Annotated in this window: 16 protein-coding genes and 1 other annotated feature; of the genes, 13 read left to right on the top strand and 3 right to left on the bottom strand. The window is 55.8% G+C overall.

Going from position 1 to position 15,186, the window contains the following annotated elements:
- Window positions 1-74 precede the first annotated feature (74 nt).
- Window positions 75-845, top strand: a complete 771-nt coding sequence (ygbI, locus tag P9J57_RS07770; RefSeq protein WP_014594051.1) for a DNA-binding transcriptional repressor YgbI — start codon at window positions 75-77, stop codon at window positions 843-845.
- Between the two features lie 50 nt (window positions 846-895).
- On the opposite strand, the gene P9J57_RS07765 is transcribed toward ygbI, so the two are convergent.
- Both P9J57_RS07765 and P9J57_RS07760 read right to left on the bottom strand, forming a co-directional pair.
- Entirely contained in the window at window positions 896-2,254 is a 1,359-nt protein-coding gene (locus P9J57_RS07765; RefSeq protein ID WP_014594052.1) for an APC family permease, read from the bottom strand.
- A 372-nt stretch (window positions 2,255-2,626) separates the two neighbouring features.
- Window positions 2,627-4,042: a glutamine synthetase family protein gene (locus P9J57_RS07760; RefSeq protein WP_015699960.1), complete on the bottom strand. Its 1,416-nt coding sequence runs from the start codon at window positions 4,040-4,042 to the stop codon at window positions 2,627-2,629.
- A 212-nt stretch (window positions 4,043-4,254) separates the two neighbouring features.
- Between P9J57_RS07760 and puuD the strand changes: the two genes are divergently transcribed.
- Genes puuD through P9J57_RS07745 form a run of 3 tightly spaced genes read left to right on the top strand, consistent with a single transcriptional unit; the run spans window position 4,255 to window position 6,875 of the window.
- Window positions 4,255-5,016: a gamma-glutamyl-gamma-aminobutyrate hydrolase gene (gene puuD / locus P9J57_RS07755; protein WP_013026342.1), complete on the top strand. Its 762-nt coding sequence runs from the start codon at window positions 4,255-4,257 to the stop codon at window positions 5,014-5,016.
- Window positions 5,013-5,570, top strand: a complete 558-nt coding sequence (puuR, locus tag P9J57_RS07750; RefSeq protein WP_013026343.1) for an HTH-type transcriptional regulator PuuR — start codon at window positions 5,013-5,015, stop codon at window positions 5,568-5,570. The genes puuD and puuR overlap by 4 nt, the downstream gene beginning before the upstream one ends.
- 27 nt (window positions 5,571-5,597) lie before the next feature.
- Window positions 5,598-6,875: an NAD(P)/FAD-dependent oxidoreductase gene (locus tag P9J57_RS07745; protein WP_013026344.1), complete on the top strand. Its 1,278-nt coding sequence runs from the start codon at window positions 5,598-5,600 to the stop codon at window positions 6,873-6,875.
- A gap of 33 nt (window positions 6,876-6,908) precedes the next feature.
- Here P9J57_RS07745 and P9J57_RS07740 read toward each other — a convergent pair whose 3' ends face one another.
- On the bottom strand, window positions 6,909-7,736 hold the full coding sequence (locus P9J57_RS07740) for an SDR family oxidoreductase (RefSeq protein WP_013026345.1): 828 nt from the start codon (window positions 7,734-7,736) through the stop codon (window positions 6,909-6,911).
- Window positions 7,737-7,915: 179 nt separating this feature from the next.
- On the opposite strand from P9J57_RS07740, the gene hisL reads away from it, so the two are divergent.
- The 9 genes from hisL (at window position 7,916) to hisIE (ending at window position 15,149) form a co-directional block, all read left to right on the top strand.
- Window positions 7,916-7,963, top strand: coding sequence for a his operon leader peptide (hisL, locus tag P9J57_RS07735; RefSeq protein WP_100396937.1), 48 nt, complete (start codon window positions 7,916-7,918; stop codon window positions 7,961-7,963).
- Window positions 7,939-8,059, top strand: a sequence feature (His leader region). It overlaps the preceding gene by 25 nt.
- A 52-nt stretch (window positions 8,060-8,111) precedes the next feature.
- Window positions 8,112-9,011: an ATP phosphoribosyltransferase gene (gene hisG, locus P9J57_RS07730; RefSeq protein ID WP_013026346.1), complete on the top strand. Its 900-nt coding sequence runs from the start codon at window positions 8,112-8,114 to the stop codon at window positions 9,009-9,011.
- Between the two features lie 3 nt (window positions 9,012-9,014).
- Window positions 9,015-10,322 (top strand): histidinol dehydrogenase, encoded by a 1,308-nt coding sequence (gene hisD, locus P9J57_RS07725; RefSeq protein WP_022623381.1) that lies wholly within the window; start codon window positions 9,015-9,017, stop codon window positions 10,320-10,322.
- Window positions 10,319-11,389 (top strand): histidinol-phosphate transaminase, encoded by a 1,071-nt coding sequence (hisC, locus tag P9J57_RS07720; protein ID WP_013026348.1) that lies wholly within the window; start codon window positions 10,319-10,321, stop codon window positions 11,387-11,389. The genes hisD and hisC overlap by 4 nt, the downstream gene beginning before the upstream one ends.
- A 2-nt stretch (window positions 11,390-11,391) precedes the next feature.
- On the top strand, window positions 11,392-12,459 hold the full coding sequence (gene hisB, locus P9J57_RS07715; RefSeq protein WP_014594058.1) for a bifunctional histidinol-phosphatase/imidazoleglycerol-phosphate dehydratase HisB: 1,068 nt from the start codon (window positions 11,392-11,394) through the stop codon (window positions 12,457-12,459).
- Complete coding sequence (gene hisH / locus P9J57_RS07710) at window positions 12,459-13,049, top strand: imidazole glycerol phosphate synthase subunit HisH (protein WP_013026351.1); 591 nt, start codon at window positions 12,459-12,461, stop codon at window positions 13,047-13,049. Before hisB ends, hisH begins: the two co-directional genes overlap by 1 nt.
- Window positions 13,049-13,786, top strand: a complete 738-nt coding sequence (gene hisA, locus P9J57_RS07705; protein WP_483279448.1) for a 1-(5-phosphoribosyl)-5-[(5-phosphoribosylamino)methylideneamino]imidazole-4-carboxamide isomerase — start codon at window positions 13,049-13,051, stop codon at window positions 13,784-13,786. The genes hisH and hisA overlap by 1 nt, the downstream gene beginning before the upstream one ends.
- Entirely contained in the window at window positions 13,768-14,544 is a 777-nt protein-coding gene (gene hisF / locus P9J57_RS07700) for an imidazole glycerol phosphate synthase subunit HisF (RefSeq protein WP_028715318.1), read from the top strand. The genes hisA and hisF overlap by 19 nt, the downstream gene beginning before the upstream one ends.
- Window positions 14,538-15,149, top strand: coding sequence for a bifunctional phosphoribosyl-AMP cyclohydrolase/phosphoribosyl-ATP diphosphatase HisIE (hisIE, locus tag P9J57_RS07695; protein ID WP_483279447.1), 612 nt, complete (start codon window positions 14,538-14,540; stop codon window positions 15,147-15,149). The genes hisF and hisIE overlap by 7 nt, the downstream gene beginning before the upstream one ends.
- Window positions 15,150-15,186: the final 37 nt, after the last annotated feature.

Genomic DNA, 15,186 nt, shown 5'->3' with positions numbered 1-15,186 from the left:
ATGGAGTCAAAATTTCCATGTTTCTTCACATGACGATGCTCTACAATGTGAAAAAATGATAAAACGAGGTGGTTATGATTCCGGTTGAGCGTCATCAACAGATTCTGGCTCTGGTGGCAGAGCGCGGCGTAATGAGCATTAACGAGCTTACGGAGCGTTTTGGCGTGTCACATATGACTATTCGCCGGGATGTGCAAAAGCTGGAAGAACAGGGCGCGGTACTCTCGGTGTCGGGCGGTGTTCGTTCCGCTAACAGGCTGGCGAGCGAGCCCTCACATCTGACCAAAACGGCCCTGTTCAATGAAGAAAAAAAAGCCATTGGCAAGTTAGCCGCTCAGCTTATTCCGCCAGACAGCTGCATCTATCTGGATGCCGGCACCACCACGCTGGCGCTGGCGCGGGAAATTGCCGATCGGGAGGATCTGCTGGTCGTCACTAATGATTTTATGGTGACCAATCTGCTGATGGAGGCGAGTCGCTGTCGGGTGATTCACACCGGCGGTACGGTGTGCCGGGATAACCGCTCCTGCATTGGCGATGCGGCGGCACGTCACCTGCGTCAACTTGCGATAGATATCGCCTTTGTGTCCACCTCAAGCTGGGGGCTGCGCGGATTGTTTACACCGGATGAAGACAAGGTGGCGGTTAAACAGGCCGTGTGCGAGGTCAGCAGCAAACGCATCCTGCTCAGCGACAGCTCTAAGTACGATAAAATCGCGACGTGGCTGGCCTTACCGTTGGAGAAGTTTGATGTGATCGTGACGGATGATCAATTGAATGCCGCAGGACGAAATGCGTTACAGGCAGGAAGTTGGGAACTGATGATGGCCGGAAAAAGCGAATAAGAACAGCCCTGCTCTGTCCCGTTATTGGGCACAGAGCAGGACCAGGGGGATTACACTTCTTCGCTAAACTGGGGAACCGGATTGCGGAAACTGCGGGTCACAAAGGCCAGGTAGAGAATACCAATGGCGGCCCAGATCAAGCCCAGAACCATCGAGCTCTGCTCCAGGTTAACCCACAGCGCACCAACGGTCAGCGCGCCCAGCATCGGTAGAACCAGATACTGGAAGTGATCTTTCAGGGTTTTGTTACGTTTTTCACGTATCCAGTACTGCGCAATCACCGACAGGTTAACGAAGGTAAACGCCACCAGCGCACCAAAGTTAATCAGCGCAGTCGCGGTAACCAGATCGAAGTTGATGGCCATCAGCGCGACGGCACCGACCAGAATCACGTTCAGTGACGGCGTGCGCCATTTCGGATGGATATAGCCGAAGAAACGCTCCGGGAATACGCCATCACGGCCCATTACGTACATCAGACGCGATACGCCCGCGTGCGCCGCCATGCCGGAAGCCAGTACGGTGACCACGGAGAAGATCAGGATACCGACCTGCAACGCTTTGCCCGCGACGTAGAGCATGATCTCCGGCTGTGAGGAGTCCGGCTCTTTAAAGCGCGAGATGTCTGGGAAGTACAGCTGCAGGAAGTAGGAGGCCACGATAAACATCAGGCCACCAATCAGCGCGGTCAGGAAAATCGCACGCGGAATGGTACGTTCTGCATCTTTCGTTTCTTCCGACAGCGAACTGATGCCGTCAAAACCCAGGAAAGAGAAACACAGGATGGTCGCTCCCGTAATCATCGGCACCACGTGGGCGTTTTCCGACCAGAACGGTTTGCTGCTTACCACTGTTCCTGCACCTTCACCGTGCGCCACACCGTAGATCACCATGGCAGTAATACCGACCATCACCACAACCTGCAGGATCACGATCACGCTGTTGAAGTTGGCGACGGTTTTGATTCCCTTAAGGTTGGAGAGCGTCATAAAGCCCACCAGCAGCACCACGAAAATCCACGAGGGGATACCTGGTACCAGGGTTTCAAAATAGTTTTTTGCCAGCAGGATGTTGATCATCGGCATGAACAGGTAGTCCAGCAGCGATGACCAGCCCACCATAAAACCGACGTGCGGACTGATTGCCTTTTGAGCGTAGGTATAAGCGGAGCCCGCAGATGGGAAGCGGCGTACCAGCTTACCGTAACTCACGGCAGTGAACAGAATCGCAATCAGGGCGAAAGCATAGGCGGTGGCAACGTGACCATCGGTCAGGCCCGACACAATACCAAAGGTATCGAACAGGGTCATAGGCTGCATGTAGGCTAAGCCCATCATGACGACCGGAAGTAAAGTCAGCGTTTTTTTCAGTTGAGCACGTTGTGGTGCAGCAGAGGTATTAAGCGACATGCTTCAGTCCTCCTTGCGCAGCAACCTGACTGGGTTGATTCACAAGGATACTGCGCATTAAGCGACAGGGAGTAAGGTTTGCGGCAGCGGCGCCGTAGTCATCACGAAAACGTGTACCAGCCTGCGCTGGCAGTGTGTTAAACAACCCCATCTTTACATCCTCAATCTCACGCGGGTGCGTGTTTTCAGTGTTTATCTATCCGGGTACGCGCCCGGCCTCGTTTGTGTCAGTGAAAATTCACTCTGTTGTAACATGCAAAAAAATAACCGACGCGGTGAGCGTCGGTTATGTTCTGAATTTGCAGGAGGCGTATTTTGCCCCAACCCAACGCATTATTTCAAGACGTTGTCGCAGAGAATGCAAAAAATTAATCAGGCATTCTTTAACATCCAGTCGATTTCTGTGGCAGTGATTAACCTTTCAAACTGCATTAGCTCATAATTTTTACAGCTAAACCACACTTTGGCAAATTTCTCACCCAGTAATTTTTGTAAAGGATAGCTGCTTTCAAACTCGGTAAGGGCATCACTTTGACGGATGGGTAACGCTAACCCTTCCGCCTCGTGACCATTGCCTTTAACCGGCTGCGGCAAAGGCAGTTGCGTATCCAGACCGTGCAACATGCCAGCTAAAATCGCGGACATCACCAGATAGGGGTTAGCATCCGCTCCCGCCACTCGATACTCGATTCGGCGGCTTTCAAGATCCCCACAGGGAATGCGCAACGCCACCGTGCGGTTGTTATGGCCCCACGAGGCCTGCAACGGCACGTACGCCTCCGGGACAAAACGGCGGAAGGCATTGACGTTAGGGGCCAGCAACGCCATGGAGGCCGGCATTAAATCGATCATACCGGCCAGGGTTCGCTTCAGCAGCGGAGAGTCGCTGCCGTCGTCGCAGGCAAAGGCGTTGTGATCGGCCGCGTCCAGCATACTGATGTGTACGTGCATCCCACTGCCCGCATAGTCTTCATAGGGCTTCGCCATAAAGGTAGCGGTCATACCGTGATTCTCAGCCACCTGCCGGATAAGGCGCTTAAGCTGAATGGCATGATCGCAGGCGCTCAGGACATCCCGGGTGTGATGCAGGTTAATTTCAAACTGCCCCGGTGACGCTTCCGCCAGCGCGCCGTCGGCAGGAATGCCCTGCAGGCGGGCCAGGGTATCGATATCCCGTAAGACTTCAGAGAAGTGATCAAGATTGTCCAGGGAATAGACCTGGCTCTGCATATTGCGATCGTCGCTGCCCGGTGCGCAGGGCGGCTGAATAAAACCTTCCGCGTCGCGCTTTTTATCGACCAGATAGAACTCCAGCTCTACCGCTACCACCGGAAACAGTCCACGGTTACGCAGCTGTTGCCACAGCCGGTTCAGGACATTTCGGGGTTCAACGTCAAAGGGAGTGCCATCTTGGTTGCACATGGTTAGCAGCAGTTGTGCAATGTGTTGCGGATCGGCGGCGGAGGGAACGAGCGTGCCGGGAACGGGAAGGCAAAGATTATCGGGCTCACCGAGGGATTGTCCCAGTCCGGCCTCTTCAACGGTGTTGCCAAGAATATCCATGGCAAAGACCGAGGCGGGAAAGTAGCAGCCCTTTTCCAGCTTAGCCAGCGCGGAGACGGGAATACGCTTACCGCGAAAAACACCATTTAAATCATTAAGTAAAATATCAACGTACTGGGTTTCAGGGTGGCGCTCCAGCCAGTTTTTAACCTCTTGCTGGAACGCGCTGGTTCGTCTCTCTTCACTGTGCAACGTGAAGTCTTCTACTTCTACCAGGTTAGTCATGATTTCATCCGCCTTTAACCACAAAATGGGAGTGCGTAATGCTCAAAAAAACCGCCACACCTCTAACATAGCGCTAACACAAAAAGTGTGCAAATGTAACAAATCTGTTTGAAGATCCGGCAGTGGGTTGCTAGATTGACAAAATATTGCACACTTAACCATCAGATATGCCCTTTTCGTCAAATATTTCGAACAGCTGTTGAGGGGGAAAGATGGGCATTATTTTTGACAAGCCGTTGATCGGCGTAGTGATGTGTCAGACGCATCATCACGGGCATCCGGTTCAGTCGGTGCACAATAAATATCTTGATGCCGTCGTTACCGCCGGTGGCGTGCCGCTTGCGCTGCCTCATCAGCTTATGGCTGCCCCTCATCTATCAGAAAACGCTATGGCTGCGCTGGACGGAATTTTACTGACCGGCAGCCCCAGCAACCTTGAACCCTGGCTGTATGGTGAAGCAGGCGAAGAACCCGACGCGGATGTCGGACGGGACAGGCTGGCCTTTAATCTGATCACACACGCCGTGGGTAAGCAACTCCCGCTCTTTGGCATCTGCCGCGGCATGCAGGAGCTGGTGGTAGCCAACGGCGGCGCACTTTACCGTCATCTTAATCAGCATCCACAGTTTCAGCGCCATCACGACGATGACGCTGCCCCGCTGTCGCAACAGTACGCACCTGCCCATGATGTGAATATTGAACCCGGAGGGCTACTGGCCGCGCTGCTCGGCCCGGCGCCGTTAATCGTGAATTCCGTTCATCATCAGGGGATACGCGAAACCGGGCCACAGCTGCGCATTGAAGCCCGGGCGCCAGATGGCCTGATTGAGGCGGTCAGCCTCAGCCGGCATCCTTTTGCGTTGGCAGTACAGTGGCATCCCGAGTGGCAGTTGAAACCCGCAACGCCGTCCTTTGCGCTGTTTAACGGCTTTATTCAGGCCGCGCGTCATTATCAACGGGAAAAGCAGCAATGAATGATGCGAATCAGGCTCCCGGACGTCGGCTGTCGCAAATTCGCCAGGCGATGGGATTATCTCAACGGCGCGTCGCTGAACTGGCTGGCCTGACGCACAGTGCCATCAGCACCATTGAGCAGGACAAGGTCAGCCCGGCGGTCAGCACGCTACAAAAACTGTTGAAAGTTTATGGTCTGTCGCTGTCGGAATTTTTCTCCGAACCTCACAGCCAGGATGCGCCCAACGTGGTTGTCCGGCCCGAGGATCTGCTGGAGATCGGCAGCCGGGGCGTTTCACTGAAGCTGATTGATAACGGCACCCCAAAGCGCGCCCTGGGCATGCTGCTGGAGACCTATCTTCCCGGTGCCAGTACCGGGGAAAAACTGCACCACGCGGGCGAAGAAACCGGTACGCTGCTGGAAGGTCAGATCGTTCTGGAGATAAACGGCCAGCAATTTCACCTGTCTGCCGGTGAGAGTTACGTCATTGATACCGGCCTGCCGCACAGCTTTACCAACCTTGCCGATGTGCCCTGCCGCATCGTCAGTGCCCATACGCCCGCCAATTTTTGATGGGGGCCGTCTGCCAAGGAGCTAAATATGAATTATGTGGAAAATTACTACACCGCAACAATGAATCCACATGCGCCCTGGCCAGTATTACAGGAAAGCATTCAGTGTGACGTCTGCATTATCGGCGCGGGCTTTACTGGCCTGTCAGCCGGTTTGTTTTTAACCGAGGCGGGCTATGATGTGGTACTGCTTGAAGCCGCACGGGTCGGTTTTGGTGCCAGCGGTCGCAACGGCGGACAGGCAGTGAACTCCTACAGCCGGGATGTAGATGTGATTGAACAGCGTTATGGCAAAGACACCGCGAAAATGCTGGGCAGCATGATGTTTGAAGGCGGGGATATTATCCGCGATCGTATCGATCGTTATGCGATCGCCTGCGACTACCGCCCGGGTGGCATTTTTGCCGCCTTTAATTCTCGTCAGATGGCGCATCTGGCGAAACAAAAAGCGGCCTGGGCGCGCTATGGCAATCATGAGCTGGAACTGCTGGACGAACGGGGCATTCGGCGGGAAGTCGCGACAGAACGCTATGTCGGCGGATTACTCGACAAACGTGGTGCGCATCTGCATCCACTGAATCTGGCGCTGGGCGAAGCCGAAGCGATTCGTCGTCACGGCGGACGCATTTATGAGCATTCTGCTGCGTTAAGCGTTGACTATGGTGCGCCAAACCGGGTGAAAACAGCACAAGGTGAAGTGCGTGCCACTTTTCTGATCTTCGCGGGTAACGCCTATTTACCTTCGGAGCTGGAACCACGCCTGAGCCGGAAAAGCATGCCGTGCGGCTCGCAGATTATCGCGACCGAACCGCTGTCGCGCGATCGGGCGCTTGCGCTGTTACCCAATAACTATTCGGTCGAGGACTGTAACTATCTGCTGGATTATTTCCGCCTGACCGCAGATAACCGCCTGCTATACGGCGGCGGCGTCGTTTACGGCGCGCGGGAACCTGGCGACGTGGAGAAAATGATCCGTCCCAAGATGCTGCGCACCTTTCCGCAGTTGCACAACGTAAAAATTGATTTCGCCTGGAGCGGCAATTTTTTGCTGACGCTGTCGCGCATGCCGCAGTTTGGTCGGCTGGAAAACAACGTTTATTTTATGCAGGGCGACAGCGGTCACGGCGTCACCTGTACTCACCTTTCCGGCAAGCTTATCAGCGAAGTGCTGCGCGGCGATGCGGAGCGCTTCGACGCCTTTGCGAAGCTTCCGCATCTGCCCTTCCCTGGCGGACGGCGGTTTAAAGTGCCACTGACGGCGATGGGCGCCGCATGGTATGCGCTGCGCGACAGGCTCGGCGTGTAAATACCGGGTTGCGCGTGCAGGGCAGCGCCAGCGTTATTCCAGCGGCATTTTTTGGGGATCGTCGTAGCGGTACTCAAAACCCAGCTCATGACAGATACGCGAACCGTCTATCAGCTTACCGCTGTCGTCACTCGCCTCGGCGGCGAAAGTCGGCGGCGTCATGCCGAGCTGGCGTGACACGCCGGGATAAAAGTGCGCGCGGGACGGATGTTTCAGAGAGCACAGGTTAAAGGTCCGGCCGCCCCTGGGCGTTTGCAGCAGCAGCATGATCGCTTCCACCACATCATCAAGGTGAACCAGATTGACCCCGTGGGAACCGTTGGGTAGCGCCTGCTTACCGGCCAAAAAACGTCCCGGATGACGCTTAGGCCCCACCAGCCCCGCCAGACGCAGAACATCCACGCTGGTACCGGGCAGATCGTGCAGCCAGTTTTCCAGATCCACCAGCGTTTTGCCCGCTGTAGTTTCCGGCTGCAGCAGGCTTTTTTCCGTTTTGATCCCCGAACTGCCGCCGTACACGGAGGTTGAGCTGGTGAAAATAATGCGCGGTACGCTATGGGCCAACGCCGTGTCTACCACGTTTTGTACCGCCTGGACGTAGGCGTCCCCGCCCTCTGCCGTGCGACTGGCGGGTAAGGTAACGACCAGGGCGTCAACGTCGAACAGCACATCCAGATCTTCAGCATCGCAGATAAGGTCGGGCGTCAGTTCCAGTTGAAACGCGTCTAACCCGCAGCGACGGGCCGCTTCAACGCCATCCGGCGTGGTTTTGCTGCCGGTCACCTGCCAGCCTCGGGCGCTCAACGCCATGGCTAACGGCATGCCCAGCCAACCCAGTCCTACTATTGCGACCTTTTTCATGTTGTCTCCTGCTGCAGACTCAAAGATTCTTCCATCTTAAGCTCCCCCTGAGTTGCAAACCAGTTCAAAGTGTTTCGGCGCTTTGCGAATATCAACATTAAAAAAGAGTTGCCAATTTCAACTATCTTCGTTAGGTTAATTCCACACAAATGAATAAGATTTCATTAATCGAGAATTTTATGACACGCGTTCAGTTCAACCATCATCACCACCATCACCCTGACTAGTCTTTCAGGCGATGTGTGCTGGAAGACGTCTAGGATCTTCCAGTGGTGCGAACGCAAGAGAACCCCCGGAAGATCGTCTTCCGGGGGTTTTTTTATGGGCTGACGCAAATCAATCATTCAGGACAGGTCAATCAAGGGGACAGGAACAATGTTAGACAATAGCCGTTTACGCATAGCTATGCAGAAATCAGGTCGATTAAGCGATGATTCACGCGAGCTCCTGGCGCGCTGTGGTATCAAAATTAATCTTCAGCAACAGCGTCTGATCGCCTTTGCGGAAAATATGCCTATTGATATCCTGCGGGTGCGCGATGACGATATTCCGGGACTGGTGATGGACGGCGTAGTGGATCTGGGCATTATCGGCGAGAACGTGCTGGAAGAAGAGATGCTGGACCGCCGCGCGCAGGGCGAAGACCCGCGTTACTTCACGCTACGTCGCCTGGATTTTGGCGGCTGCCGCCTGTCGCTGGCAATGCCGGTTGATGACGAATATACCGGCCCACAGTGCCTGAATAACGCCCGTATCGCCACCTCCTATCCTCACCTGTTAAAGCAGTACCTCGACAAGCAAGGCATCAATTTTAAATCCTGTTTATTAAACGGCTCGGTCGAAGTAGCCCCGCGTGCCGGTCTGGCCGACGCCATCTGTGATCTGGTGTCCACCGGCGCGACGCTGGAAGCGAACGGCCTGCGCGAAGTCGAAGTCATCTATCGCTCGAAAGCCGTGCTGATTCAGCGCGACGGCGAGATGCCAGCGGCCAAGCAGGAGCTGATTGATAAAATGATGACCCGTATTCAGGGCGTGATTAAAGCGCGCGAATCCAAATACATCATGCTGCACGCGCCGAGTGAGCGTCTGGAAGACGTGATCAGCCTGTTGCCTGGCGCCGAGCGCCCTACCGTTCTGCCGCTGGCCGGCGATGTCAGCCGCGTGGCGATGCACATGGTAAGCAGTGAAACGCTGTTCTGGGAAACCATGGAAAAACTCAAAGCGCTGGGTGCCAGTTCAATTCTGGTGTTGCCAATCGAAAAAATGCTGGAGTAAACGATGAGCAGAATCATGACGCCCGTGAACTGGGAAGCCTGCAGCAGCGAGGCGCAGCAGGCGCTGTTGGCACGCCCTGCGCTCGCCTCGTCTGACAGCATCAGCCAGATCGTGCGCGATGTGTTGGTCAGAGTGAAAGAGGAAGGCGATGCGGCTTTACGAGAATTCAGCGCGCGCTTTGACAAGGTTGAAACAGACGACCTGCGCGTTACGCCACAGCAGATGCAGGCGGCCAGCGATCGCCTTGGTGACGAGCTGAAACAGGCGATGGCCGTGGCCATTGGCAATATTGAAACCTTTCACCGTGCGCAGATCCTGCCGCCGGTGGATGTGGAAACGCAGCCCGGCGTGCGCTGTCAGCAAATTACGCGCCCGATGAAATCGGTGGGCTTGTATATTCCGGGCGGTTCTGCCCCGCTGTTTTCTACCGTTCTGATGCTGGCTACCCCGGCGCGGATTGCGGGCTGTGGTCGCGTGGTGCTGTGCTCGCCCCCGCCGATTGCTGATGAAATTCTCTACGCGGCCAAACTTTGCGGTGTGGAAGAAGTGTTCCAGGTGGGTGGATCACAGGCGATTGCCGCCCTGGCCTTTGGCACCGAAAGCATCCCTAAGGTAGATAAAATTTTTGGTCCGGGCAACGCGTGGGTTACCGAAGCCAAACGTCAGGTCAGCCAGTGCCTTGATGGCGCGGCGATTGATATGCCCGCTGGCCCGTCGGAAGTGCTGGTGATTGCCGATGAAGGTGCCACACCGGCCTTCGTTGCCTCTGATCTGCTGTCGCAGGCGGAACACGGCCCTGACTCGCAGGTGATTTTACTGACGCCTTCGCTGGCGCTGGCCGAGCGCGTCGCCGAGGCGGTGGAGGATCAGTTGGCCCAGTTGCCACGTGCGGCGACAGCCCGCCAGGCACTGGAAAGCAGCCGCCTGATCGTCGCTCGGGATATGCAGCAATGCATTGCGATCTCCAACCGCTATGGTCCGGAGCACCTGATTCTGCAAACCCGCACGCCACGGGATCTGGTGGAACAGATTACCAGCGCCGGTTCGGTTTTCCTGGGCGACTGGTCACCGGAATCCGCAGGAGATTATGCTTCGGGCACCAACCACGTGCTGCCGACCTACGGCTATACCGCGACATGCTCCAGCCTGGGCCTGGCCGACTTTCAGAAACGCATGACGGTACAGGAGCTGACGCCGCAGGGCTTCCTGAACCTGGCGGCGACCATCGAAACCCTGGCGGCCGCTGAACAGCTGCACGCCCACAAAAATGCCGTCACGTTGCGCGTTGCCGCACTCAAGGAGCAAGCATGAGTCAGGAAATTGAACAGCTGGCACGCGCCAACGTGCGTGCGCTGACGCCCTATCAGTCAGCTCGCCGCCTGGGGGGCAATGGCGATGTCTGGCTGAATGCCAACGAATTCCCGCTGCCGGTGCCCTTCGAGCTGTCGCAGCAAACCCTGAATCGCTACCCGGAGTGCCAGCCGAAACAGGTTATCACCCGCTATGCGGCCTATGCCGGGCTTACGCCAGAGCAGGTACTGGTCAGCCGTGGCGCAGATGAAGGCATTGAGCTGCTGATGCGTGCCTTCTGCGAGCCGGGCAAAGATGCCATTCTTTTCTGCCCGCCGACCTACGGCATGTACAGCGTCAGTGCCGAAACCATCGGCATTGAATACCGTACCGTTCCGGCGCGGGAAGACTGGCAGTTAAACCTGCCCGCCATCGCCGAACAGCTGGACGGCGTGAAAGTCGTCTATATGTGCAGCCCGAATAATCCCACCGGTAACCTGATCGATCAGGACGCTATCCGTCAGCTGCTGGCTATGACCGCCGGAAAAGCGCTGGTGGTGGCGGATGAAGCCTATATTGAATTCTGTCCCGAGGCGACGCTGGCGGGCTGGTTAAAGGATTACCCGCACCTGGTGATCCTGCGTACGTTATCAAAAGCCTTCGCGCTGGCGGGCCTGCGCTGTGGCTTTACGCTGGCCAATAAGACGGTTATCGATCTGCTGATGAAAGTTATTGCGCCCTATCCGCTTGCCACCCCGGTCGCCGACGTGGCAGGCCAGGCACTGAGCGAAGAAGGCATTGCCCTGATGCGTCAGCACGTAGCCGAGCTGAATGCCAATCGCAGCTGGCTGTTTGAGCAGTTACCGCGGATTCGCGCGGTCGAGCAGGTATTTCCCAGCGAAACCAACTATATTTTGGTGCGCTTTACTGACTCGCCCAGGGTATTTAAAACCTTGTGGGATCAGGGCATTATTTTGCGTGACCAAAACAAGAACCCCGGCCTTGCAGGCTGTCTGCGTATCTCTGTAGGAACCCGAACAGAGTGCGAGCGCCTGATCGCCGCGCTGCAAGCCTTATCTCTGGAGTAAGCATGAGTCAGAAGACCCTTTTTATTGACCGCGACGGCACGATTATCTCTGAACCTCCGCAGGATTTTCAGGTAGATCGGATGGATAAGCTGGCGTTCGAACCTGATGTTGTCCCCGCCTTACTGGCATTACAGGACGCGGGCTATCAGCTGGTCATGATCACCAATCAGGACGGCCTGGGCACGGACAGTTTTCCTCAGGCCGATTTTGATGGCCCGCATAATCTGATGATGCAGATTCTGGCTTCCCAGGGCATTCGCTTTAGCGATATTTTGATCTGTCCCCATAAGCCAGAAGATGACTGCGACTGCCGCAAGCCAAAAACCAAAATGGTGGAAGCCTGGCTGGCAGAGGGCGCTCTCGACACGGCTCAGAGCTATGTGATTGGCGACCGTCAGACCGATATTCAGCTGGCCGAGAATATGGGCATTCAGGGTATTCGCTATGGTGCAGAAGGTCAGGACTGGAAGGCCATTCAGCAGCAGCTGACGCAACGCGATCGTTACGCACTGGTGCAGCGCAACACCAAAGAAACCCAGGTTCGCGTTGAACTGTGGCTGGATCGCGAAGGCGGCAGCAAGATTAACACCGGTGTGGGCTTCTTTGACCACATGCTGGATCAGATTGCGGTGCACGGCGGCTTTCGTATGAATATCGAAGTGAAAGGCGATCTGTATATCGACGACCACCACACGGTTGAAGATACCGGTCTGGCGCTGGGCGAGGCATTGCTGAAAGCCCTTGGCGACAAGCGCGGCATTGGCCGTTTTGGTTTTGTGCTGCCAATGGACGAGTGCCTGGCGCGCTGCGCGCTGGATATCTCTGGTCGTCCACATATCGAATTCAAAGCCGAATTCAGCTACCAGCGCGTGGGCGATCTCAGCACGGAGATGGTGGAACATTTCTTCAGTTCGCTGTCCTACGCCATGATGAGTACCCTGCATCTCAAGACGAAAGGTAAAAACGACCATCACCGCGTAGAGAGCTTGTTTAAAGCCTTTGGCCGCACGCTGCGCCAGGCCATTCGCGTTGAGGGAAATACCCTGCCGAGCTCGAAAGGAGTGCTCTGATGAACGTGGTGATCCTGGATACGGGCTGTGCCAACCTGTCGTCGGTAAAATGGGCTGTTGAGCGTCTGGGCTACGCGCCGGAAGTCAGCCGTCATCCTGACGTGGTGCTGCGCGCCGATAAGCTGTTTTTGCCGGGCGTGGGCACCGCGCAGGCCGCGATGAACCAGCTGCTGGAGCGCGAGCTGATTGAGCTGGTCAAGGCCTGTACGCAACCGGTATTGGGTATTTGTCTGGGTATGCAACTGCTGGGCAGCCACAGTGAAGAGAACGGTGGCGTGCCGACGCTGGGCATTATCGACCATCCTGTCTCGCTGATGGATACACAGGGATTACCGCTTCCCCACATGGGCTGGAACCAGATTACCGCTCAGGCGGGCAATCATCTGTTTCGCGGCATCGACGAAGGCAGCTATTTCTATTTCGTCCACAGCTATGCCATGCCGGTGAATGCCAGCACCATTGCCCAGTGCCACTATGGCCAGGCCTTTACCGCCGCAGTGCAGAAAGATAACTTCTTTGGCGTGCAGTTCCACCCGGAACGCTCTGGCAAAGTGGGCGCACAGTTGCTGAAAAACTTCCTGGAGATGTGATGATTATCCCCGCTTTAGATTTAATCGATGGCAAGGTCGTGCGCCTCCATCAGGGTGATTATGCGCAACAGCGTGATTACGGCAGCGATCCGCTGCCCCGGTTGCAGGACTACGCCGGCCAGGGGGCAACGGTATTGCACCTTGTTGATCTGACCGGTGCCAAAGATCCGGCTAAACGCCAGATTGCCTTACTGAAGAAGCTGCTCAACGGCGTTGAGGCGGTCGTGCAGGTTGGCGGCGGTATCCGTAACCGGGATGACGTAAAAGCGTTGCTGGATGCCGGTGCCAGCCGGGTGGTGGTCGGTTCGACTGCCGTCAAACAGCCTGAGGAAGTCAAAGCCTGGTTTAACGAATTTGGCCCGGACGCCATCGTGCTGGCGCTGGACGTGCGCATCGATGCGGCGAACCGCAAAGAGGTCGCCATCAGCGGCTGGCAGGAAGCGTCCGGTATCACGCTGGAAGAGGTCATCGAACAGTTTCAGCCCGTTGGCCTGAAGCATGTTCTGTGCACAGATATTTCCCGTGACGGTACGCTCAGCGGTTCTAACGTCGACCTGTATAAAGAAGTGACCGCACGTTTTCCACAGATGGCGTTTCAGTCTTCGGGCGGTATTGGTGAACTCAGTGATATTGCCGCCTTACGCGGTAGCGGCGTTCAGGGCGTGATTGTCGGACGTGCGCTGCTGGAAGGTAAATTTACAGTTTCGGAGGCAATAGCATGCTGGCAAAACGGATAATTCCCTGTCTTGATGTACGCGACGGTCAGGTGGTTAAGGGCGTTCAGTTTCGCAACCATGAAATTATTGGCGACATCGTGCCGCTGGCGCAGCGCTATGCGGAGGAAGGTGCCGATGAACTGGTGTTTTATGATATCACCGCCTCTTCGGACGACCGCGTCGTAGACAAAAGCTGGGTTTCACGCGTGGCGGAGGTTATCGACATTCCTTTCTGTGTGGCCGGCGGCATTAAAACCCCGGAAGATGCGGCCCGGATTCTGGAGTTTGGCGCGGATAAAATCTCCATTAACTCCCCTGCCCTGGCCGATCCTTCGTTGATTACCCGCCTGGCTGACCGCTTTGGCGTGCAGTGCATTGTGGTGGGCATTGATACCTGGTTCGATGATGCCAGCGGTAAATATCACGTTAACCAGTATACGGGAGATGAATCCCGGACGCGCGTCACCCAATGGGAAACGCTGGACTGGGTACAGGAAGTGCAAAAGCTGGGCGCAGGCGAAATTGTCCTGAATATGATGAATCAGGACGGCGTACGCAACGGCTATGACCTGGTGCAGCTCAAGAAAGTCCGTGACGTGTGCAAGGTGCCGCTGATTGCTTCTGGCGGAGCCGGTACCATGGTCCACTTCCTTGAGGCCTTTGAGCAGGCCAACGTTGACGGTGCTCTTGCGGCCTCGGTGTTTCACAAACAGATTATTAATATCGGCGAGCTGAAACGCTTTCTGATCGACAACGGTGTGGAGATTCGCGCGTGTTAACTGAACAACAGCTGTCCCGGTTAGACTGGGAAAAGACCCAAGGCATGATGCCGGTTATCGTCCAGCACAACGTGTCGGGTGAAGTTCTGATGCACGGTTATATGAATCAGGATGCGCTGAATAAAACCCTGCAGGACGGTAACGTGACGTTTTTCTCACGCACCAAAAACCGCTTGTGGACCAAGGGTGAAACCTCAGGCCACTTTTTGCAGGTCGTCAGCATCACGCCGGACTGCGACAACGATACGTTGCTGGTGCTGGCAAACCCGATTGGCACAACCTGCCACTTAGGCACCTCCAGCTGCTTCTCGCCTGCTGCACCGGACTGGACGTTCCTTTATCAGCTGGAACAACTGCTGGCCTCGCGCAAAAGTGCCGATCCGGACAGCTCTTACACCGCGAAACTCTATGCCAGCGGCACCAAGCGCATCGCGCAGAAAGTCGGTGAAGAAGGCGTTGAAACCGCACTGGCGGCGACGGTGAACGATCGCGAAGAGCTGACTAACGAAGCCTCGGATCTGATCTATCATCTGCTGGTTTTGCTACAGGACCAGGATTTAGATCTCAGCACGATCATCAGTAATCTGCGCGCCCGTCATAAATAACGGTGCAATATACTGCTCAGAATTCCACTTTCATGCA

This window comes from Pantoea sp. nfd-35 (genome assembly GCF_056892255.1).
This window is presented reverse-complemented; position numbering and strand designations above follow the sequence as displayed.